The following is a 20,001-nucleotide window of genomic DNA, read 5'->3' as shown; positions in this document are numbered from 1 at the left end:
AGGTGCCCGTAGGGCGGATGAGGGGGCCGCACGGTACACGGCTCGCCTAATCACCCAGTCTCGGCAATATCCGAACCGAGGCACTAGCTTGACGACCCCGCCCGAATGGCCTTTCCTCAGGGAAAAGCAGTCCAAGGACCACACCCATGCGCATCCCTATTCTCATCACCGCCCTCGCCGCCATCGTCGCCGGGCTGTCCGCCTGCCAGACGATGACGCCGGAGGAGCGGCGGGCGGCGGATGACCAGCGGTGCCTGGGCTATGGCTTCCGCCGCGGCACGGATGGGTTTGCCACCTGCCTGCAGCGCATCGATCTCGACCGGCGCGCCGAATCGCGGGCGCAAAGTGCCGAGCTGATGAACGACATGGCCTGGGATCTGAACGGACCTTATGTCTACGGCAATCACTGGCGGCATCACCACTGATTGCCACGGGCGCCCTGCACCAGGCCTCCAGCGAATATCCTACACGATTGCCCGCAGGTCTTTCGCACCGCGCCGGATCTCTTCCAGACTGCCTGCAATCACCGCCTGCGCCGCCGCCAACCTCGCGATCGGCACGCGGAAGGGCGAGCAGGAGACATAATCGAGGCCGATCGTTTCGCAGAAGCGGATCGAGGCCGGGTCGCCGCCATGTTCGCCGCAGATGCCGAGTTTCATGTCGTTGCGGGTGCGCCTGCCGCGTTCGGCGGCGATGCTGATCAATTCGCCGACCCCGTCGAAATCGAGCGAAATGAAGGGGTCGTGCTCGATGATGCCCTTGCGCTGATAGGTGGGGATGAAGGCCGAGGCGTCGTCGCGCGAGATGCCGAAGGTCGTCTGCGTCAGGTCGTTGGTGCCGAAGGAGAAGAATTCGGCGGCCTCGGCAATCACATGGGCGCGGAGCGCTGCGCGCGGCAGCTCGATCATCGTGCCGACGAGATAATCGATCTTCATGCCGGCCTCGCTCATCACCTCGCCGGCGACTTCGTCGATGCGCGCCTTGACGTAATCGAGCTCGGTGCGCAGGCCGACGAGCGGCACCATGATCTCCGGCACGACGGCAGCCCCAGTCTCCTTGGCTGCGGCGACCGCTGCCTCGAAGATGGCGCGGGCCTGCATCTCGACGATTTCGGGATAGGAGATCGCCAGCCGGCAGCCGCGATGGCCGAGCATCGGGTTGAATTCGTGCAGCGCATCGACGCGCTGGCGAAGGGTTGATGCCTCCATGCCCATGGCGAAGGCGACCTCGGCGACCTCGTCGTCGGTCTTCGGCAGGAATTCGTGCAGCGGCGGGTCGAGCAGGCGGATCGTCACCGGCAGGCCGTGCATGACGGTGAAGAGGCCGGTGAAATCCAGCCGCTGCATCGGTAAGAGCTTGTCGAGCGCCACTCGCCTGCCCTTCTCATCGACGGCAAGGATCATCTCGCGCATGACATGAATGCGCTCGCCCTCGAAGAACATGTGCTCGGTGCGGCAAAGGCCGATGCCCTCGGCGCCGAAGGAGCGCGCGGCCAGCGCATCGGCCGGCGTATCGGCATTGGTGCGCACCGTCATGCGCCGGGCGCGATCGGCCCAGCCCATGATGCGGCCGAAATCGCCGGACAGCGCCGGCTGGATCATCGGCACCTCGCCTTTCAGCACCTGGCCGGCAGAACCGTCGATGGTGATGATATCGCCCTTCTTCAGCGTCACGCCGATGCCGAGCAGCCGCTCGTTGCGCTGATCGATGCGCATCGTGCCGGCGCCGACGACGCAGGGGATGCCCATGCCGCGGGCAACGACTGCCGCATGGCTGGTCATGCCGCCGCGGGTCGTCAGAATGCCCTCGGCGGCATGCATGCCGTGAATATCCTCGGGGCTGGTCTCGACTCTGAGCAGGATGACCTTGCGGCCTTCGGCTTCCGCCTCGACCGCCTCTTCGGCGGTGAAGACGATGGCGCCGGTGGCAGCGCCGGGCGAGGCCGGCAATCCGGTGCCGATCACCTGGCGGGTGACGCGCGGATCGATCGTCGGATGCAGCAGCTGGTCGAGGCTGGAGGGCTCGATGCGCAGCACCGCCTCGTCCTCGGTAATCACTCCCTCGTCGACCATGTCGACGGCGATCTTCATGGCCGCCCGGGTCGAGCGCTTGGCCGAGCGGGTCTGCAGCATCCACAGCCTGCCGCGCTCGATGGTGAATTCGATATCCTGCATGTCGCGGTAATGGATTTCGAGCTCGGTGCAGATGCGGCAGAGCTCGCGAAACGCCTCCGGCATCAGCTTTTCCATCGAGGGTTTTTCGGAGCCGGAGGAAATCCGCCCCTCCTCGGTGATGCTTTGCGGCGTGCGGATGCCGGCCACGACATCCTCACCCTGGGCATTGACCAGGAATTCGCCGTAAAGCGCCCTCTCGCCGGTCGAGGGGTTGCGGGTGAAGGCAACGCCGGTTGCCGACGAATTGCCGAGATTGCCGAAGACCATCGCCTGGATGTTGATCGCCGTGCCCCAGCCTTCCGGAATATTGTGGAGCTGGCGGTAGGTGACCGCACGCGCGCTCATCCAGCTGGAAAACACGGCGCCGACCGCGCCCCAGAGCTGGACTTCGGGATCCTGCGGGAATTCCTGCTCCAGCTCCTCCTCGATCAGCTTCTTGTAGAGCGAGACGATATGCTGCCATTCCGAGGCGCTGAGTTCGGTATCGAATTCATGGCCAAGCTTGGCCTTCTCGTCTTCCAGGATCTCCTCGAAGGCGTCGTTGCCGAGACCCATGACGACATCGGCATACATCTGGATGAAACGGCGGTAGCTGTCCCAGGCAAATCGCGCGTCGCCGGCATCGTGGCCGAGCGCCTGCACCGTCTCGTCGTTGAGGCCGAGATTGAGCACAGTGTCCATCATGCCCGGCATCGAGACGCGGGCGCCGGAGCGCACCGAGAGTAGCAGCGGCTGGCTGACGGAACCGAAGTGGCGGCCGGTGACCGCCTCGATCGCCGATATGCCGGCGCGCACCTCGGCTTTCACCGCATCCTCGATGTGGCGGCCGTTCTTGTAATAGGTGTTGCAGGCGTCGCTGACGATCGTCAGCCCCGGCGGCACCGGAAGTCCGAGGGCGCACATTTCCGCCAGATTGGCGCCCTTGCCGCCCAGAATCTCGTGATCGCGCGCCCGGCCCTCAGCCTGCCCGTCGCCGAACCTATAGACCCACTTGGTCATCTTCCCCCCAACACCAAATCGGGGTTAGCTTAATCCGTTGGTGTTGAAATGAAAATCGACAAATGCGGCAGAATGTTGCGCTGCACAATAAATCTTGGCTGCGGCCGGCGTTGAAACGGTTGAAAGCTGCCCAAACAGAAAACGAGGCACAAAAAAAGCTTTGCGGGACAGCAACAATGTCCCGCAAAGCCTTGTTTCCGTCCGGCCAGGAAAACCGGACGGGGGGTCCCTCAACCCAGGAGCGGCTCAGCTTTTTTGTAAAGCAGAACCGCCTGACCTCGTCTTACGCAATTCCTGGAAAAACAGATCGCTACCTTCCCAAGATTTGCTCTCGGTTTCCGGTTCTTGCCCTCGCCCGGAATACCGCACGCAAATTCGACAATGCACAACCGTTGATCGCCCGTTTTCGAGCAGGGTAATTAGGTTGCGTTGAAACAACTTCTAATGCAAGTCAGCGAAAAGAGCATCACCCAAATGGACTACGAGGGGCGAGGAAGCCGACCTTTTTTGGTGTTTATTGCTTGTCAGCTGATTTTGCGCAATTTCTGGGCGCAAAACTGCGCCGTCGCTTTACGGAAATTGCGTCTGCGCGGGCGGCTCCATTGATACTCGGGTCAAGCCCACTGCTGTCCGGTTGGCGCTAATGGCTGCCCCTCACCCTAACCCTCTCCGCGTAGAAACGGGGAGAGGGGACGTGCCTTGCGAGAGCGAGATGGGAACGGAGAGGGCGCGGCATGTCCCTTCGCCCCGTTTACGGGGAGAAGGTGGCGGCAGCCGGATGAGGGGCTGCTCTCGCCAATCCCCGGGCCGGGATGTCCAGTGACAATCACCCTTCCCCCGACGCAGAAAACGCGTTCGTCGAAAACCTCAGGCAATCTCGCGCAGGCGCTCGGCCATTTGCAGGTCGACGGAGACGAGCTGGGAGACGCCCTGCTCGGCCATGGTGACACCGAAGAGGCGGTTCATGCGGGCCATGGTGATCGGATTGTGGGTGATGATGACGAAGCGGGTTTCGGTGGAGGCGGCCATTTCGTCCATCAGATTGCAGTAGCGCTCGACATTGTGGTCGTCGAGCGGCGCGTCCACTTCGTCGAGCACGCAGATCGGCGCCGGATTGGTGAGGAAGACGGCGAAGATCAGCGCCATCGCCGTCAGCGCCTGCTCACCGCCGGAGAGCAGCGTCATGGTCTGCGGCTTCTTGCCGGGCGGGCGGGCGAGGATTTCAAGGCCGGCTTCCAGCGGATCGTCGGATTCGATCAGCTGCAGCTCGGCGGTGCCGCCGCCGAAAAGATGGGTGAACAGCCGCTGGAACTGGGCATTGACGATGTCGAAGGCGGCAATCAGCCGCTCGCGGCCCTCGCGGTTGAGGCTCTGGATGGCGCCGCGCAGCTTGCGGATCGCATCGATGACGTCGTCGCGTTCCTTGATCAGCGCTTCGAGCTTTTCGCTCAACTCCTTCTGTTCCTCGTCGGCGCGCAGGTTGACGGCGCCCAGCCGCTCGCGCTCGATCCTCAGCCGTTCCAGCTCGCGTTCGACTTCGCGCGGATCGGGAAGCGCCTGCATGGTCGGGCGCCCGGTCAGCTGCAGCGCCTCGTGCGGCGCGACGTTCAGGACCTCGCGGATGCGGGCTTCGCTTTCCTGCCGCTTTTCGCGGGCGGAAACCAGGCGCTCCTCGGCGCGGCCGCGGCGTTCACGGCATTCGGCAAGTTCCGACAGAGCCGTCGTCGCCTTTTGGTCGGCTTCGCGCTGGATGCGTTCGGCCTCGGCCAGCAGGTCGCTCGCCTGGCGGCGCGCCTCCTCGGCCTTCTGCAATTCGCTGAGCAGAGCGCGGCGCTTGTCGTCGAATTCATCCGGCGCCAGTTCGAGCTCGGCCGCCTCGTCGCGCGCCTCTTCCTCGCGCTCGCGCAATGTCGCGACATGGTCTTCAGCACTTGCCGCCCGCTGGCGCCATGTCTCGCGCTCCTGGCCGATCGCCACGATGCGGCGCTGGCGGGCTTCGTTTTCGCGGGCGAGGCTCTCATGGCGGGCGCGGCTTTCGGCCAGCGCACCGCGATCGGTCGCAACTTCCGCCTGCTGGAACCGCAGCCGCTCGTCGATATCAGTCAGATCGGGCGCGTCCTCCAGCTCGATGCGGGCATTTTCTTCCTGGACGGCGATCTCCTCCAGCTGCGACCGCAGCTGGCTTGAAGCCTCGCTGACGACATCGCGGCGGCGGATCAGATCGCCGGAGGCACGCTCGGCGGCGGCAAGCGCCTCGCGCGCCTCAGTCAGATGGCGCGCCGACAGACGACTCATGTCGCGTGCCTCGGCAAGCCGGCGCTCCCCAGCGCGGATCGCTTCGGCAGCGGCTTCCTGCTGCTCTTCGGCTTCGGCAAGCACGTCGCGGGCAAGGGCGGCTTCGCCTTCGAGTTCGGCCAGGCGGTTCTTCTGGGCCAGGCGCAGGGCCGCAGCACTCGGGGCATCGGCACCGGTGACGTGGCCATCCCAGCGATAGACCGCACCCTCTTTCGTCACCAGCCGCTGGCCGGGCTTCAGCGCCGACATCAGCGACTGCGCATCGCCTTCCGCCACCAGGCCGATCTGGCGCAGCCGGCGGGTGAGTGCCGCCGGCGCACTTATATGGGCAAGCAGCGGCGCGACACCGGATGGCAGGGCGGGATCGCTGGCACCATCGCCATTGTCCGACCAATGGGCCGGCGCCTCGGGAGCGAGTGGCGATTCCAGATCGTCGCCGAGGGCAGCGCCAAGTGCGGTTTCGAAGCCGCGGTCGACCTTCAGCTCGTCGGCAACCGGCGGAAATTTGCCGGCCGTGGCACCGGCGGCGAGCATGCGGGAAATGGTCCGCGCCTCGGTTTCCAGCGCATTCAGGCTGGAGCGGGCCTGCTCGACCGGGGCGCGCGACAGCGCCTCGGTCTGGCGGGCTGCGGCCAGCGCCTGGTCGACCGCCTGCACCGCCGCCTCCGCCTCGGCGACGGCGATCTCGCCGGCCTCGACGATAGCGCGCTTTTCGTCAGGATCGGGCAGGCCTGATATCTTCTCGCCGATGGCGGAGAGTTCGTGGTTTGCCTCGTCCATCTGCCGTTCGAGGCGCATTCGCCGGTCGGCGAGATCGCGAATGGCGCGTTCCAGCTGGTTGCGGCCGGCAGCGGCCTCGGCGCGCTCGGCCGTCAGCTGGGTGAATATCCGTTCGCTATCGGCCAGTTTTGCCGCCGCGCCCTCGAAGGTCTCGCGGGTTTCCTCGGCGTAACGGCCGGAATCGGCGAGGACTTCCGAAATCTCCGCCTCTTCGGCATCGAGCCTTGCCAGGATGACGGCATTGTCGGCGACCAGCCGCTCTTCGCGGCTGATGTCCTCGGCAAGCTGGGCGAGACGGCGGGTCAGCTCGTCGCGGCGGCGCAGAATGCGGCCGGCATCCTCCTCCAGCTGGCTTCTGGCGATCTGCAGGCGCTGCAGGGCTGCGGCGGCACGCGCTTCGCCCTCGCGCAGTTCCGGCAGCTTCAGGCTGGCGACAGCCTGGTTCTTCGCCGCCTCCATCTGCATCTGCGCCTTTTCGGCGACGACGGATGTCGCCTGGTTCAAGGCACTGTCGGCCTCGGCCTCGGCTTCCTTGGCCTGCACCCAGCGGATATGCAGCAGCATCGCCTCGCGGGCGCGGATATCGGCAGACAGCGTCTTGAAGCGGTTTGCCTGGCGGGCCTGGCGCTTCAGGCTCTCGATCTGGCTTTCGAGCTGCGAGGTGACGTCGTCGAGACGCTCGAGATTGCCTTCGGCGGCGCGCAGCCGCAGCTCGGCCTCGTGGCGGCGGGAATGCAGGCCGGAGATTCCGGCCGCCTCTTCGAGCAGCTGGCGGCGGGCCTGCGGCTTTGCCTGGATCAGCTCGCCGATGCGCCCCTGCCCGACCATCGAGGGCGAACGCGCGCCGGTGGAGGCGTCGGCAAACAGCAGCTGCACGTCCTTGGCGCGGCTTTCCTTGCCGTTGATGCGATAGAGCGAGCCCTGTTCACGCTCGATGCGGCGGGTGACCTGGATCTCGTCGCTGTCGTTGAAGGCGGCAGGCGCGGTGCGCTCGCCATTGTCGAGATAGAGCGCCACTTCGGCGGTGTTGCGCGCCGGGCGGTTGCCCGAGCCCGAAAAGATCACGTCGTCCATGCCGGAGGCGCGCATGTTCTTGTAGGAATTCTCGCCCATCACCCAGCGAAGCGCCTCGACAAGGTTGGACTTGCCGCAGCCGTTCGGGCCGACAACGCCGGTCAGTCCCCGCTCGATGATGAATTCCGTCGGCTCGACGAAGGATTTGAAGCCGACCAGGCGCAGCTTGTTGAACTTCATGCGGAAATATCCACGGCAGGAAGCCCCCTCATCCGCCCTACGGGCACCTTCTCCCCGCTGGGGAGAAGAGGGAATCGAGACGCTGCGGCAAATCCCCTTCGCCCCAGCGGGGAGAAGGTGCCGGCAGGCGGATGAGGGGGCCACACCTGCAAACTGCGCTGAAAACGAAAAACGGGCGCACGGCTTTCGCCGTCGCCCGTTCTATCGAAACGATCCGGTTCAGAGCAGGCTGTCGATGAGCTTCGACATGGTGTCAACCGGCATGTCTCCAGAGTAGCGCTTGCCATTGATAATGAAAGTCGGTGTGGCGTTGACGCCGAAATCCTTGGAACCTCTTTCCCGCGTGGCGTTCACTTCATCCAGAAGCTTCTGGTTCGTCAAGCATTTCGTGAAGCTATCCTCAGTAAATCCGGCAAGCTTCGACATCTGCAGCAGTGCGCCGCGGCCATCATCGGCGGCGGCCCAGACCTGCTGCTGCTTGAAGAGCATCGAAACCATCGGGAAATACTGTTCCGGCGTGCTCAACTGCTCCGGATTGGAAGCGCTGCAGCGGGCAAGCATGAAGGCTGCGGCAGCGCGCGGGTCGAAGGGGAATTCGCGGATGATGAACTGCACCTTGCCGCTGTCGACGTATTTCTGCTTGATCGCATCGAAGGTGGTGTTGTGGAAATGGGCGCAATGCGGGCAGGTCATCGACATATATTCGACGATCTTGACCGGGGCGTCGGCCTTCCCCAGCGCCATTTCCGGCAGCGCGCCAGGCTTCAGCACTTCTGTCATGTCGACATCGCCGTCGGACTGCGGCATGTCGGTCGCCGCCGTCGCGGCCGTCTGCATGGTGTCGACATTGGTGCCGTCAGCCAAGGTCTTGCCGGAGGACGAAGCATCGGCAGCGTCCTTGCTGTCGTTGCAGGCGACAAGCGCGACGGCAGCTGCGGCGATGGCGATACCGCTGAGCAAGCGGCGTTTCGTCAGTTGCATTTCGGACATCTGCATGGATTCCCCATAAATATGAGATTGACGGCATGACTGTGCGATATAACGGCTGGCGGCCGCTCACAAGGCACGGATCACCAACTTCCTTCAAAGAATTGTGACCGCGGGAAGACCATAGATCAAAAATTGCGAGATTGGAGCTTTTGCCCGATTTCACCGGCAGAGATCGCAAGGGTTGCCTACCTCGTACCGGCTGCTCGATGAAACTCAGTTATCCAAGCCATGACGCGCCAACAGCTCGGCCAGCAGCACGGGTATCGCTCTCTTCGCGACGAAACTCTTCCAGGCGTTTTTCGGCAAGATAGATATCTTCGAGGTCGTCGAGATGCCCGATGATGGCTTGCCCCGCATAGAAACTCTTGCTGCGGCCGGCACGCCTCGAAAGCTCAATCAGCCGCGCTTCGATATCAGGGGGCAACTCCAAGACCAGCATGACTTTTCTCCAGTCTGCTCTACAGGTATAGCAGACGACTATTCAGGGGGGAATTTTGAATGCATTCTTTGACTAAGACTTTTCTCTACGGCTTGCTTATTGCCTCTGTCGTATCGGCCATGAACGTCACGAGCGTGCTTGCCTCTGAAGAGGGCGGCAATGTTGTTTTCAATCAGATGCTTAAATGTCTAAAGCTGCCTGCGGACGCGCCGAGCGCTTATGACTTCATGGTTGTTGCGGTAATCAAGGACGGATCTGCAGACTTTTTATCGATCAACTTCCGCACGCCGCCTTCCGAATGGGAAAAAACGGCAGCCCCGTTGATCGCCGATGCAATCACACAGTGCGAGCCTTATAGCTCGATCTCGGGCAGGACGGAATTCGCTGTAACCCGTGAGCTTGTCGAAGCAGGATCAAAAAACTAAGCGCGTTGCCGGTAAACTTGGGCGTCTTGCTCATCAGCGTTGATTCCCCCGCTTGCCCATCACCGCGGTCCCTAAGCGCTGGATCGCTTGGCGCAGCTTGTCGTTCTCTATCCCGTCCATCATGCCTTCGAGCTTGCGGGCGGCTTCGCCCTTTAGCGGCGGCGGGGTGCGGGAGCGGCGGATGGCTTGTGAGACCGGCTTCTGGACGATGCGGATCTGGTGAACGGCGGCAAAGCCGAAGAAGCTGTTGATGCGCTGGATGAGTTCGCCCTGGGCATGGGTGAGAAACAGCGCACGCGCGCCCTCGCAGGCAATCGTCAGCACGCCGGGGCGGAAGCCGCCGGTCTCATTGCCGCCGCGGGCCCAGGCGATCTTTTCCGGCCGGGTGCAATCGGCGAAATCCTCGCCGGCGATTTCGCTCCACGAGCCGAGCAGCGCCGTGTTGATGCCAGCGCGCCGCGCTAGCACGGGATCGATCAGCCCGTTAGCCAGCTCGGAAATCTGTTTTGCACCTTTGCGTGGATAACTCATCGAAACCCTTCAGCGACGCCGCCAATTCGCATGCCAATTCGCACAGGCGACTTGATCGCGCGGCATTGCTTCGCCAAGTATAGGCACTTCCCCCCATTGCGGCAAATCATGACGATCACCACACTCGACACGCCCTCAGCAAAGCCCCTGCTCGACTGGTACGATCGCCACCACCGCGAGCTGCCCTGGCGCGTTTCGCCCGGTATGGCGACCCGCGGCGTCAAGCCCGACCCCTATCGCGTCTGGCTGTCCGAGGTGATGCTGCAGCAGACGACGGTGCAGGCGGTCAAACCCTATTTCGAACGGTTTCTTAAGCGCTGGCCCGAGGTGACCGATCTTGCCGCAGCCGAAAACGATGCTGTCATGGCCGCCTGGGCGGGGCTCGGCTATTATGCGCGGGCCCGCAACCTGAAGAAATGCGCCGAAGCGGTGGCGAACGAGCATGGCGGTATCTTTCCCGGTACCGAAGAGGGCCTCAAATCCCTGCCCGGAATTGGCGACTATACGGCCGCCGCCGTCGCGGCAATCGCCTTTAACCGGCAGGCGGCTGTCATGGATGGCAATGTCGAGCGGGTGATTTCCAGGCTCTATGCGATCGCCACGCCGCTACCGGCCGCCAAACCCGCGATGAGAAAGAAGGTGGCGCTGCTGACGCCTGCCGATCGGCCCGGCGATTTCGCCCAGGCGATGATGGATCTCGGCGCGACGATCTGCACGCCGAAACGACCGGCCTGTTCGCTCTGTCCGTTCCGTGGTGCGTGCGAGGCGCTGAAGCTTTCCGATCCCGAGCTTTTTCCGGTGAAGGCGGCAAAGAAGGAGAAGCCGGTCAGATATGGCGCGGCCTTCATCGCGGTGACCGCTGATGGCGAGATCCTGCTCAGGCGGCGCATCGACAGCGGCCTGCTCGGCGGCATGACCGAGGTGCCGACGACGGCGTGGACGGCGCGCATCGACGGCGAGACCTCGGCTGTCGCCGCGCCCTTCGAAGCGGCGTGGCAGGCCTCCGGCACCGTCATCCATATCTTCACCCATTTCGAACTCAGGCTTTCGATCTGGCGCGCGGCGATTGCGACCAAAGTCGCCATGCATGACGGCCCGAATGACGGATGGTGGGAGCCGGTTACAAATCTTGAAGCCCAGGCGCTGCCGACAATCATGAAAAAAGCGATCGCAGCGGCTATTCCTCTCGCGTTTAAAACATCCAAGGGATGACCATGACAACCGACATAAGACATATCGTTTTCGATATCGGCAAAGTCCTAATTCATTACGATCCGCATCTTCCCTTCAGCCGCCTCATCCCTGATGAGACCGAGCGCAACTGGTTCTTCGCCAATATCTGCACCCATGATTGGAACATCGAGCAGGACCGCGGCCGCACCTGGGCGGAGGCCGAAGCGCTGCTGATTAAACAGCATCCGGCGCGTGAGGAGCATATCCGCGCCTTCCGCAAATATTGGCACGAGATGGTGCCGCACGCCTATGACGACAGCGTCGCGATCATGGAAGGGCTGATTGCCGAAGGGCGCGACGTGACGATGCTGACAAACTTCGCCTCCGACACGTTCCGCGAGGCGCAGCAACGCTTCCCCTTCCTGACCAAACCGCGCGGCGTCACGGTTTCCGGCGATGTCGGCCTGATTAAGCCCGATATCGCCATCTACGAGACCCATACGAAAAGTTTCGGCCTCGATCCGGCAGCGACGATCTTCATCGACGACGCGCCGCTCAATGTCGAAGGCGCCAGGGCTTTCGGCTGGAATGCGGTGTTGTTTTCGGGGCCTGAGAAGCTGCGCAGCGATCTTGCCGCTTATGGATTGAAGGTCTGAGGCTCATGATTTTCGACCCCGCAGAAGAGATCGAACGTTTTCACGCCGCCATCAATGCCCTCGATTTTCCGGCCATCGAGGCCTATTTCGCCGAGGATGCGACCTATGTCTCGAACGGCGTCGGCGATCTCACCGGCCGCGCCGAGATCATGGCCGCCTTCCGGCGTTATTTCGACGACTATCCCGATCAGACGGCGGAAAATTCGCTGGTGGAAACGTTGACGCCGCTCTCCGGCCGGTCGGTCTGGTCGGTGCGCGCCACCCACAGCAAGACGGGCAAACCGCTGATCCGCGACGGTGAGGAGACGATCACCTTCAACGCAGAAGGCCGCGTCACTCGGGTCGAGGTCACCGACTACCGGGATTTTTGAATAGAGGACGCCCGGGTTTGACCCCGGGCGCCTTGGTTTTCTTCCGCAACTGGAGGGAAATCGGAAGAAGTATTTCGATCTGCCAGCGGGGCGCTCACTCCACCTTTGCCAGATCACTGCGGATGACGGACCTGAGATCGTCGATCGGGCGCAGGGACTGCCCGTCTTCGAAATGCCAGAAGGTCCATCCGTTGCATGCATCGAGACCCTGCACCTTGGCGCCGAGACGATGAATGGAGCCGGCCTCGCCGCCTGATGCTACCGTGCCGTCGGCGCGGACAATCGCGCTAAAGCGGCGCTTGGCGTCGGTTAGCACCTGGCCGGGCTTGATCAGGCCGCTTTCAACAAGCACGTTGAAGGCGACGCGGACTTCGGCCTTCTTGCCTGTCATGACGGTCAGCTCCGCCTTGCCGAGCGGCTCGACGGCAGCGATGCGGGCCGAGGCCGCATCGATATAATCCTGCTCGCGCTCGATGCCGACGAAGTGGCGGCCGAGACGCTTGGCGACGGCGCCCGTCGTTCCCGAGCCGAAAAAGGGATCGAGCACGATATCGCCGGGCTTGGTCGAGGCCATGATGACGCGGGCAAGCAGCGCTTCCGGCTTCTGCGTCGGATGCGCCTTCTTGCCGTCCTCGCCCTTCAGCCGCTCGCCGCCGCTGCAGATCGGGAAGAGCCAGTCGGAACGCATCTGTACGTCGTCATTGGCGGCCTTCAGCGCATCGTAATTGAAGGTATAGCCCTTGGCCTTGGCGCTGGGGCTTGCCCAGATCATCGTCTCATGGGCGTTCTGGAAACGGCGGCCCTTGAAATTCGGCATCGGGTTGGTCTTGCGCCAGATGATGTCGTTGAGGATCCAGAAATTCAGATCCTGCAGCGTGGCGCCGACGCGGAAGATATTGTGGTAGGAGCCGATCACCCAGATCGACCCGGTGGGCTTCAGCACGCGGCGGCAAGCCAGCAGCCAGGCGCGGGTGAAGGCGTCATAGGCCTCGAAGGAGGCGAACTGATCCCATTCGTCGTCGACGGCATCGACCAGCGATTGATCGGGACGATGCAGCGTTCCGCCGAGTTGCAGATTATACGGCGGATCGGCAAATATGATATCGACGGAGTGGCTGGGCAGAGCTTCAAGGGCGCTGACGCAGTCGCCCTTGATGATCGTGTCAACCCAGGAATCCGTCCGGGATCCCGGCCGGGAATCCGACTTGACGGAAGCCTTGAGGTCGGCAAGCGGAAAAACTGATGCCATTTAAATACTCACTCATACGCTCTACGCTTAACTGTCCGTTATGGTTACGCAACTTAGTTACCAAAGCCTGAAGCAGTGGCCGATTTCGGGAATTTATTCGGGTGCCCGATGAGTAAGCGGCAAACGTTGCCCGATGCCGGCCGGCCGCCGGCGATCAGGCCGCATCATGAACTTTGCGGCTATCGGCCGGCGCTTCGTCGCGTTCGAACATGCCGTAATCGCGCACCACACTGGCGATGCGCAGGCGATAGTCGGCGAAGATGCCGCCGCGGCCGGCCTGCTGGGCTGCCCGGTGAGCTTCGAGATTGCGCCATTCCTTCACCGCCTCCTCGTCGCGGAAAAACGAGAGCGACAGCAGCTTGCCGCGTGTCGTCAGGCTCTCGAAACGCTCGATCGAGATGAAACCGTCGATCTTTTCGAGTTCGCCGCGCAACTCGCCGGCGAGATCGAGATATTTGTGGCGTTCGCCCATATAGGGCACGACTTCGAAGATGACGGCGATCATGACAGCACCAGCTTGGCGTGAGGAGCGGAGACATTTTTGAGAAAGATGCGATCCTCCTTCAAGATGAAGCCTTCGCGTCTGGCAAATTCGTAATTCTCGCGTCCGAGCGGGTCGGCAGCCAGCCGGGCACGATAGGCTTCGTAAGCGGCGAGGCTTTCGATATTGTAGACGCCGTAAGCCGTCGTCGCCGATCCCTCATGCGGGCCGTAATAGCCGATCAGGTCGGCGCCGTTCTTCGGAATCGCCTGGCCCCAGTTGCGGGCATATTCGGCAAACGCCTCCTTCTTGAAAGGGTCGATCTCGTATCGGATGAAGCAGGTGATCATGGTTTTCTCCTTTGGCTCTTCACGTTTTCGCACATTGCGTGACTGCGATGCTTCGGTTACGATCGAACTATGAAGGAAGGTCCTGACATTGCGCAGATCGGCGCGCTCATCGGCGATCCAGCGCGCGCCAACATGCTGGCGGCACTCACCGGCGGCCGGGCGCTGACGGCGACCGAGCTTGCCGGCGTCGGCGGCATCACCGTACAGACGGCGAGCACGCATCTTGCCAAGCTTGAGGCCGGCGGGCTGCTCGCCCAGCGCAAGCAGGGCCGCCACCGTTATTTCACGCTGGCCGACGAAGCCGCTGCCCGGCTGATCGAAAGCATGATGGGTTTTGCCGCCGGGCGCGGCCATCTGCGTCACCAGCCGGGCCCGAAGGAGCCGGGGCTGCGCAAGGCGCGCATCTGCTACGATCACCTTGCCGGCGATTACGGCGTGCGCATGCTCGACAGCCTGATCGCTTCCGGATCGATCGACGCGGTCGGCGATGGCCTGGCGCTGACGGAAAAAGGTGAAAGCGACCTCAAATGCATCGGCATCGATGTCAGCGACCTCAGATCCTCGCGCCGCCCGCTCTGCCGCTCCTGCCTCGACTGGAGCGAAAGACGCGCCCATCTGGCCGGCAGCCTCGGCAAGGCCCTACTCTCGAGCTTCCTCGACAAAGGCTGGGCGCGGCGCACGGCGGAAAGCCGCTCCATCCTGTTTTCACCGGAAGGCGACCGGCAATTTCTGATGCTCTTTCCGGTCGATTCATAGGTCGGGACGGATCTAAAAAATGTTGGCGCGCGATCCCGGCTCTAGCTCTTCACCACCCATCCGGCTCCCATTGCGCCAATGCCCCAGAACGCCAGCACCCAAGAGAGCCTCACCTGAGGTGCCCGCAGGGCCTCGAAGGGCGAGGCGGGTGCACCGGCGTTGATAGAGGCAAGGAGAAGCGTCTCGGCGTGTCCTTCGAGGCTTCGCCCTGCGGGCTGCGCACCTCAGGATGAGGTCTGGTGGAGCGTGCCGACCGCAGATGAGCAGCATTCTGCGGATGACAGCTCGCCAGTCATAGCTTTTCACAAATAGGCACAACCGGAGCATGGCGTCAGCTCAGGCAGCTTGCCGTGGAGGCGCTGCCAGGGATCCAGTCATAATCGGATGCGTCTTCTATTGGCAGGCGGTGGCGGAATCCGGCTTGTTTGTCGTCGTGCCGGAGGGTGCCGAATTGCCGGGCTGGCCTGCCTGCTGACGCTGGCAATCGTCCGGATCGCCGCCGGAGTTGTTGACGCCGTTCATTCCTCCTGCGCCTCCTCCATCTGTCGAATTCGCGCCCGAATTGCCAGAGCCCGAATTGCCGGAGCCCGAATTGCCGGATCCCGTGCCGCCGGAACCGGAATCCGACCCGCTGCCGCTACCGGAGCCGGACGCGCCGCTGCTGCTGCCGGAGCCGGATCCGGAACCGCCGCTGCCGCCGCCGGATTGTGCGATGGCGGCCGTTGTCAGGCCAAGTGAAAGCGCTGTTACTGCGAGCAGTCTCAGAAGCATTGGAATCTCCTTTTTGCTTCACCAGGGATGGTGTGCGAACCGGGATTCCTTCGATTTGTTCCGATGAAAATGCGCGGGATCTTGCCGTCTCACGACGGTTTCAAGCGCGCCGCTTAACCTTCCCGGCCCTCACGCAGCTGCCCTCTTTTCATCTTCCTGCCGCACATGCGCCCGCCGTGCCGCCGGCGTGAGGGCCAGCGCCGCGTGATTGCTCTCGGCTGCACCGAGGATGCTTTCATCCTCCTTGATTTCGCGCAGCTACGCACCCGTCGTCGGCTCTCGCAGGTTACCCAGCGCTTAGCAGCCCTTCTTCCTCATCTTCTTTTCGAGCTTGGCTCTCTTTTCGGGCCCATCCCCGACATGTTTGCCGCCGGTCAGACCATGATCCATCATCGCCTGCATCTGGGCGCAGGTTCGGTTGTGGTGGTGCTTGCCGCCCTTGGCGGTGACGTCGGTGGATGTGGAGGCAAACAGCAGCGCTACGGCTGCCGCCGACCGGACGAACGCTGCAAGCCTCATGTCCCCTCTCCTCTTGCCCCGCATGCTACGCCCGAGCCGGTGAGCCCGCAATGAGGATGGTGTCGCGCCAGCCAGGAAATGTCGGAGTTCCGAACAGCCGGACGGGCGGGAACGCGCTCCCATCGTGCTCGATCGTCAACCATGGCGGCGAGGATCGGACCAAGGTCTGAGGCCCATCCGACTGAGGGCCTAAGACAGGAACAGTGGGGTGAGAGCCAAGTTTGTCAGACAGCTATCCATCCATTCCGGATGCGACGGCACGTTAGAAACAAACGGAGGAATACACCATGATGAAGGCAACACATCTGGCCTTGGCGGCCGCCCTTCTGGCCGGCACGGCTGTTTCCGGCTTCGCCCAATCGTCTAGCACCGTCGGCACCGGCGGTTCGTCGGCCGGCGGCGGAACTGCGAGCAGCACGATCGGTACTGGTGGCAGCTCTGCCGGGGGCACCTGCCCTGCCGGCGCTACCAACTGTAATTCCGGCTCGTCCTCGACGCTCGGCACCGGCGGCTCATCGGCCGGCGGCGGTACATCGAGCAGCTCCGTCGGCACCGGCGGCTCCGCTGCGGGCTCGGGCTCCGGCTCTGGGTCTGCTTCGACGCTTGGCACCGGCGGTTCGTCGGCCGGCGGCGGCACCTCCAGCAGCTCGGTCGGCACCGGCGGCTCCGCCGCAGGCTCGGGCGACGCGAACTCGGCCTCGAGCGTCGGAACCGGTGCTTCGTCAGCGGACGGAGACAAGACCGGCAGCACAGTCGGCACCGGCGGCAGCGCTGCGGGAAGCTCTCACGATAATAAGGGCAAGAAGGGCTGTGCACCCGGACAGGTCAAGAAGGACGCCGCCGGCACCAAAGACTGCTGACGATGTCGGCCGGCGCCTTGATGGCGTCGGCCAATCCCTTGGAGATAGACCAATGACCAACTTTTCCACAATCGCAATGGGCGCTTCACTCGCCCTGATCGCCGGACAGGCAATGTCCGAGGAGATCAAGCTCGACGACGGCACGACGTGCACCATCGTCCAGTCTCAGTCGTCGCAGGGAGACATGTCGTCCACCGTAACCGCCGGCAACGGTCATGTTTCCTCATCGACCACGACCGGCGGCGGATCGACCGGTACCTCTTCGTCATCCTCCTCCGCCGGCTCCTCGGCTGGATCGGGAAGCGTCGACAGCTTTTCGACCGCGAGCATCACCCGGCCTGACGGCACCGTCATCACCAAACGGTCCGACGGAACCTGCTCGGTTACGAAACCCAAGAAGTAGGAGATGGCAATGAAACCTATCAACCTTATCGCGGCCGCCTCGATCGCGCTGCTGGCGTCGACCCCGGCCGTCCTTGCCGAGGATTGCATCGCGGCCGGAACGGTCGGATCGGCCGGAAGCGCCTCGGCAGGCGGCACATCCGCCAGTTCGCTCGGAACGGCCGGCACTTGCCGTACCGACGACGGCACCACCTCTTCGATCGGATCGGGGGGAAGTGCAGCCACGACCGATGGAAAGGCGCAAAGCAAGACCCACGTCAACGACAATGGCGACCAGCTGAAGGCCCAGACCAAAGCCCAGGCTGTGGACAAAGGGACGTTCAGCAAGTCTCGCACAAAGACCAGCACCGACGGCAGCACGCTGGATAGCACGACGCGCACGATGTCGCACGTCCCCGGCGAGAAGCCGGTCAAGAGCACCACCAATAAGAAGATCATCCTGCCGGAACAATAGCCGGATAGGGCTCGCCCTCGCAGACAAGTATCGCGCATCGCCTTCTGGCGCCCGAGGCGGTCCGCTGCAGACATCCGCTCCACGGCGCCAGACGGATCAGCATTGCCGGGAGTTACGGGGGATGCAACCTGTTGTTTTAATTCAGCCAAGCGAGGTAACGCTGAGAAATCATTAAGCATGTTCCGGTATTCTCACGTTCTGAATTAACGTGAGAATCCTGTCATGGCATCGATCCAGCATAAGATCATCATCGCGAGCATTGCGATTTTCGGGTTGGCAGGCGGCGCAACAGGCGTCGGTATCTGGTCGGCCTCCATTCTTACCGCAAACAGCGCCGATGTCAGCCAGTCAGCGCAAATTCTGCGCAACCACATGCAGGCCGACATGATGCACGACGCGCTGCGCGCCGACGTACTCGCATCGATGCTGGCATCCAACCCGGCAGCGGGCATCGGCGCTGACGCGGTGAAGGCAGATCTGGTGGAGCACGAGGCGTCGTTCCGCGAGATGATCGACGCCAACAAGGCGCTTGCCACCGACGACAAGACCAAAACGATCCTCGCCGGCGTCGAACGTCCCCTGCTTGCCTATATGGAAAGCGCCACTGCGATGGTCGATCTCGCCGGCAAGGATCCCACCGCGGCGTTGAAGGCATTGCCGGATTTCATGGCGCAGTTCTCGACGCTGGAAACGGCCATGGAACAGGCCGGAGACCAGATCACGGCGGCGTCGGACGATATTTCCAAGCACAGCTCCGAGATAAAAGCTTCGGTCGATATCGTTCTGAAAGCACTTCTGGGCTTGGCCGCGCTCTTCGCCTATGGCCTCTATTTCCTGACCCGCAAGACCGTCACCAAGCCGATCCTTTCGCTTTCCAACGATATGCAAAAGCTCGCCGGCGGTGACACAGCCATTGCCTGCAGCGGGATCGGCCGCACCGATGAAATCGGAACGATGGCATCGGCCGTCGAAGTCTTCCGCCAGGCGGCGATTGCCAACAAGCAACTCGAGCAGGACGCCGAGGCAGCCCGATTGCAGGGCGAAGCCGAGCGGATCACGGCCCGAAAGCAGGCTGACGAAGATGCAGCCGTTCGGCTGCGGGCAGCGACATCAGGCCTCGCCGCAGGCCTGAAGCGGCTTGCATCCGGCGATCTCGCCTTCCAGATCGACGAGCCCTTCGCCCCGGACTTTGAAAACCTCCGGCATGATTTCAACATGTCGATCCGGCAGCTCGATCAGACGCTCGGCGCGATCGCGACCGCTGTTGCCGCGATCGACGAAGGCACCAGGGAAATCGCGTCCGGGGCCGGCGATCTGTCCAAACGAACCGAACAGCAGGCAGCCGCTCTCGAAGAAACCGCCGCGGCACTCGACCAGATCACCGCCAATGTCTCGAACTCGAGCAAGCGCACCGACGAGGCACGCACTGAAGCGACCGATGCAAACCGCAATGCCGTCAAGTCTTCGGAGGTCGTGTCGCATGCCGAAGAGGCCATGCGCCGCATCGAGGCTTCGTCCCAGCAGATCTCCAGCATTATCGGCGTGATCGACGAGATCGCCTTCCAGACCAATCTGCTGGCGCTGAACGCCGGCGTCGAAGCGGCGCGCGCCGGAGACGCCGGCAAGGGCTTTGCGGTGGTGGCCCAGGAAGTTCGCGAGCTCGCCCAGCGATCGGCCCAGGCGGCAAAGGAAATCAAAGGCCACATCCAGAAATCCTCGGTGGAAGTGGAAAGCGGCGTCAAACTGGTTCTCGACACCAGCCAGGTTCTGAAGGCGATCAGCGAACAGATTGCCCGCATCAATCAGCACATGGATGCAATTGCCGTGTCGGCCAGAGAGCAGTCGACCGGCCTTGCCGAAGTCAACACCGCGGTCAACTCCATGGACCAGGTGACCCAGCAGAACGCGGCAATGGTGGAGCAATCCACCGCGGCATCCGGCCAGCTTGCCCAGGAAGCCGCCACGCTGCGCGAACTCGTTTCCCGGTTCAAGCTTCGGGCGACAGCGCCGACGCAATCTGTAACTGGACGTCGGGGTGGGCAGCTGGCGGCCTGACGGCTGCTATCTGCTCG

20 protein-coding genes and 1 pseudogene are annotated in these 20,001 nt (G+C 63.0%); 11 read left to right on the top strand and 10 right to left on the bottom strand.

Annotated features, from left to right (window positions below; all coding sequences use genetic code 11):
• Positions 1 to 146: 146 nt before the first annotated feature.
• Positions 147 to 425 carry a hypothetical protein gene (locus tag N2600_RS03795; RefSeq protein WP_260298023.1) on the top strand — a complete coding sequence of 93 codons (279 nt, stop codon included), beginning with the start codon at positions 147 to 149 and terminating at the stop codon, positions 423 to 425.
• A gap of 39 nt (positions 426 to 464) precedes the next feature.
• Here the strand turns inward: N2600_RS03795 and ppdK are convergent, their stop codons facing one another.
• Positions 465 to 3,173 (bottom strand): pyruvate, phosphate dikinase, encoded by a 2,709-nt coding sequence (ppdK, locus tag N2600_RS03790; protein WP_260298022.1) that lies wholly within the window; start codon positions 3,171 to 3,173, stop codon positions 465 to 467.
• Positions 3,174 to 3,235: 62 nt separating this feature from the next.
• Between ppdK and N2600_RS03785 the strand changes: the two genes are divergently transcribed.
• Positions 3,236 to 3,592: a hypothetical protein gene (locus N2600_RS03785; protein WP_260298021.1), complete on the top strand. Its 357-nt coding sequence runs from the start codon at positions 3,236 to 3,238 to the stop codon at positions 3,590 to 3,592.
• A 448-nt stretch (positions 3,593 to 4,040) separates the two neighbouring features.
• On the opposite strand, the gene N2600_RS03780 is transcribed toward N2600_RS03785, so the two are convergent.
• The 3 genes and pseudogenes from N2600_RS03780 to relB form a co-directional block, all read right to left on the bottom strand.
• Positions 4,041 to 7,502 carry a chromosome segregation SMC family protein gene (locus N2600_RS03780; protein ID WP_260298019.1) on the bottom strand — a complete coding sequence of 1,154 codons (3,462 nt, stop codon included), beginning with the start codon at positions 7,500 to 7,502 and terminating at the stop codon, positions 4,041 to 4,043.
• Positions 7,503 to 7,721: 219 nt separating this feature from the next.
• Complete coding sequence (locus tag N2600_RS03775) at positions 7,722 to 8,492, bottom strand: DsbA family protein (protein WP_445944933.1); 771 nt, start codon at positions 8,490 to 8,492, stop codon at positions 7,722 to 7,724.
• A gap of 213 nt (positions 8,493 to 8,705) precedes the next feature.
• Positions 8,706 to 8,931: pseudogene (gene relB, locus N2600_RS03770) on the bottom strand (type II toxin-antitoxin system RelB family antitoxin).
• A gap of 59 nt (positions 8,932 to 8,990) precedes the next feature.
• Here relB and N2600_RS03765 point away from each other — a divergent pair.
• Positions 8,991 to 9,356: a hypothetical protein gene (locus N2600_RS03765; RefSeq protein WP_162119407.1), complete on the top strand. Its 366-nt coding sequence runs from the start codon at positions 8,991 to 8,993 to the stop codon at positions 9,354 to 9,356.
• A gap of 33 nt (positions 9,357 to 9,389) precedes the next feature.
• Here the strand turns inward: N2600_RS03765 and N2600_RS03760 are convergent, their stop codons facing one another.
• Positions 9,390 to 9,887, bottom strand: a complete 498-nt coding sequence (locus N2600_RS03760) for a DUF721 domain-containing protein (RefSeq protein WP_222387144.1) — start codon at positions 9,885 to 9,887, stop codon at positions 9,390 to 9,392.
• A gap of 108 nt (positions 9,888 to 9,995) precedes the next feature.
• Between N2600_RS03760 and mutY the strand changes: the two genes are divergently transcribed.
• Genes mutY through N2600_RS03745 form a run of 3 tightly spaced genes read left to right on the top strand, consistent with a single transcriptional unit; the run spans position 9,996 to position 12,087 of the window.
• Positions 9,996 to 11,099, top strand: a complete 1,104-nt coding sequence (mutY, locus tag N2600_RS03755; protein ID WP_260298016.1) for an A/G-specific adenine glycosylase — start codon at positions 9,996 to 9,998, stop codon at positions 11,097 to 11,099.
• A gap of 2 nt (positions 11,100 to 11,101) precedes the next feature.
• Positions 11,102 to 11,716, top strand: coding sequence for an HAD family hydrolase (locus tag N2600_RS03750; protein WP_260298015.1), 615 nt, complete (start codon positions 11,102 to 11,104; stop codon positions 11,714 to 11,716).
• A 5-nt stretch (positions 11,717 to 11,721) separates the two neighbouring features.
• Positions 11,722 to 12,087, top strand: a complete 366-nt coding sequence (locus tag N2600_RS03745; protein ID WP_260298014.1) for a nuclear transport factor 2 family protein — start codon at positions 11,722 to 11,724, stop codon at positions 12,085 to 12,087.
• Between the two features lie 94 nt (positions 12,088 to 12,181).
• Here N2600_RS03745 and N2600_RS03740 read toward each other — a convergent pair whose 3' ends face one another.
• The 3 genes from N2600_RS03740 to N2600_RS03730 form a co-directional block, all read right to left on the bottom strand.
• On the bottom strand, positions 12,182 to 13,336 hold the full coding sequence (locus N2600_RS03740) for a site-specific DNA-methyltransferase (RefSeq protein WP_260298012.1): 1,155 nt from the start codon (positions 13,334 to 13,336) through the stop codon (positions 12,182 to 12,184).
• A gap of 154 nt (positions 13,337 to 13,490) precedes the next feature.
• On the bottom strand, positions 13,491 to 13,841 hold the full coding sequence (locus N2600_RS03735; protein ID WP_017963168.1) for an antibiotic biosynthesis monooxygenase family protein: 351 nt from the start codon (positions 13,839 to 13,841) through the stop codon (positions 13,491 to 13,493).
• Positions 13,838 to 14,167 carry an NIPSNAP family protein gene (locus tag N2600_RS03730; protein WP_164055556.1) on the bottom strand — a complete coding sequence of 110 codons (330 nt, stop codon included), beginning with the start codon at positions 14,165 to 14,167 and terminating at the stop codon, positions 13,838 to 13,840. Before N2600_RS03730 ends, N2600_RS03735 begins: the two co-directional genes overlap by 4 nt.
• A 69-nt stretch (positions 14,168 to 14,236) precedes the next feature.
• Here N2600_RS03730 and N2600_RS03725 point away from each other — a divergent pair, with 69 nt between their 5' ends.
• Complete coding sequence (locus N2600_RS03725; RefSeq protein WP_170258439.1) at positions 14,237 to 14,923, top strand: ArsR/SmtB family transcription factor; 687 nt, start codon at positions 14,237 to 14,239, stop codon at positions 14,921 to 14,923.
• Positions 14,924 to 15,316: 393 nt separating this feature from the next.
• On the opposite strand, the gene N2600_RS03720 is transcribed toward N2600_RS03725, so the two are convergent.
• Together N2600_RS03720 and N2600_RS03715 are read right to left on the bottom strand one after the other, a co-directional pair.
• Positions 15,317 to 15,694 carry an oxidoreductase gene (locus N2600_RS03720; protein ID WP_170258440.1) on the bottom strand — a complete coding sequence of 126 codons (378 nt, stop codon included), beginning with the start codon at positions 15,692 to 15,694 and terminating at the stop codon, positions 15,317 to 15,319.
• Positions 15,695 to 15,991: 297 nt separating this feature from the next.
• The gene (locus N2600_RS03715) at positions 15,992 to 16,213 is read right to left on the bottom strand and encodes a hypothetical protein (protein WP_222387140.1); all 222 of its coding nucleotides are present in this window, start codon (positions 16,211 to 16,213) and stop codon (positions 15,992 to 15,994) included.
• A gap of 287 nt (positions 16,214 to 16,500) precedes the next feature.
• On the opposite strand from N2600_RS03715, the gene N2600_RS03710 reads away from it, so the two are divergent.
• The 4 genes from N2600_RS03710 to N2600_RS03695 all read left to right on the top strand — a co-directional run bounded on the left by N2600_RS03710 (position 16,501) and on the right by N2600_RS03695 (position 19,984).
• Positions 16,501 to 17,073, top strand: coding sequence for a hypothetical protein (locus tag N2600_RS03710; protein ID WP_222281481.1), 573 nt, complete (start codon positions 16,501 to 16,503; stop codon positions 17,071 to 17,073).
• 52 nt (positions 17,074 to 17,125) lie between these two features.
• On the top strand, positions 17,126 to 17,476 hold the full coding sequence (locus N2600_RS03705; protein ID WP_170278581.1) for a hypothetical protein: 351 nt from the start codon (positions 17,126 to 17,128) through the stop codon (positions 17,474 to 17,476).
• 9 nt (positions 17,477 to 17,485) lie between these two features.
• Positions 17,486 to 17,929 carry a hypothetical protein gene (locus tag N2600_RS03700; protein ID WP_222281480.1) on the top strand — a complete coding sequence of 148 codons (444 nt, stop codon included), beginning with the start codon at positions 17,486 to 17,488 and terminating at the stop codon, positions 17,927 to 17,929.
• Between the two features lie 222 nt (positions 17,930 to 18,151).
• Positions 18,152 to 19,984 carry a methyl-accepting chemotaxis protein gene (locus N2600_RS03695; protein WP_260298011.1) on the top strand — a complete coding sequence of 611 codons (1,833 nt, stop codon included), beginning with the start codon at positions 18,152 to 18,154 and terminating at the stop codon, positions 19,982 to 19,984.
• The last annotated feature ends 17 nt before the right edge of the window (positions 19,985 to 20,001 follow it).

The sequence above is a fragment of the Rhizobium sp. WSM1274 genome (genome assembly GCF_025200775.1).
In the GTDB taxonomy this organism is placed as follows: Bacteria; Pseudomonadota; Alphaproteobacteria; order Rhizobiales; family Rhizobiaceae; genus Rhizobium; species Rhizobium leguminosarum_I.
Note: the sequence above shows the minus strand (reverse complement) of the source record. Positions and strands in the feature narration are given on the sequence as shown.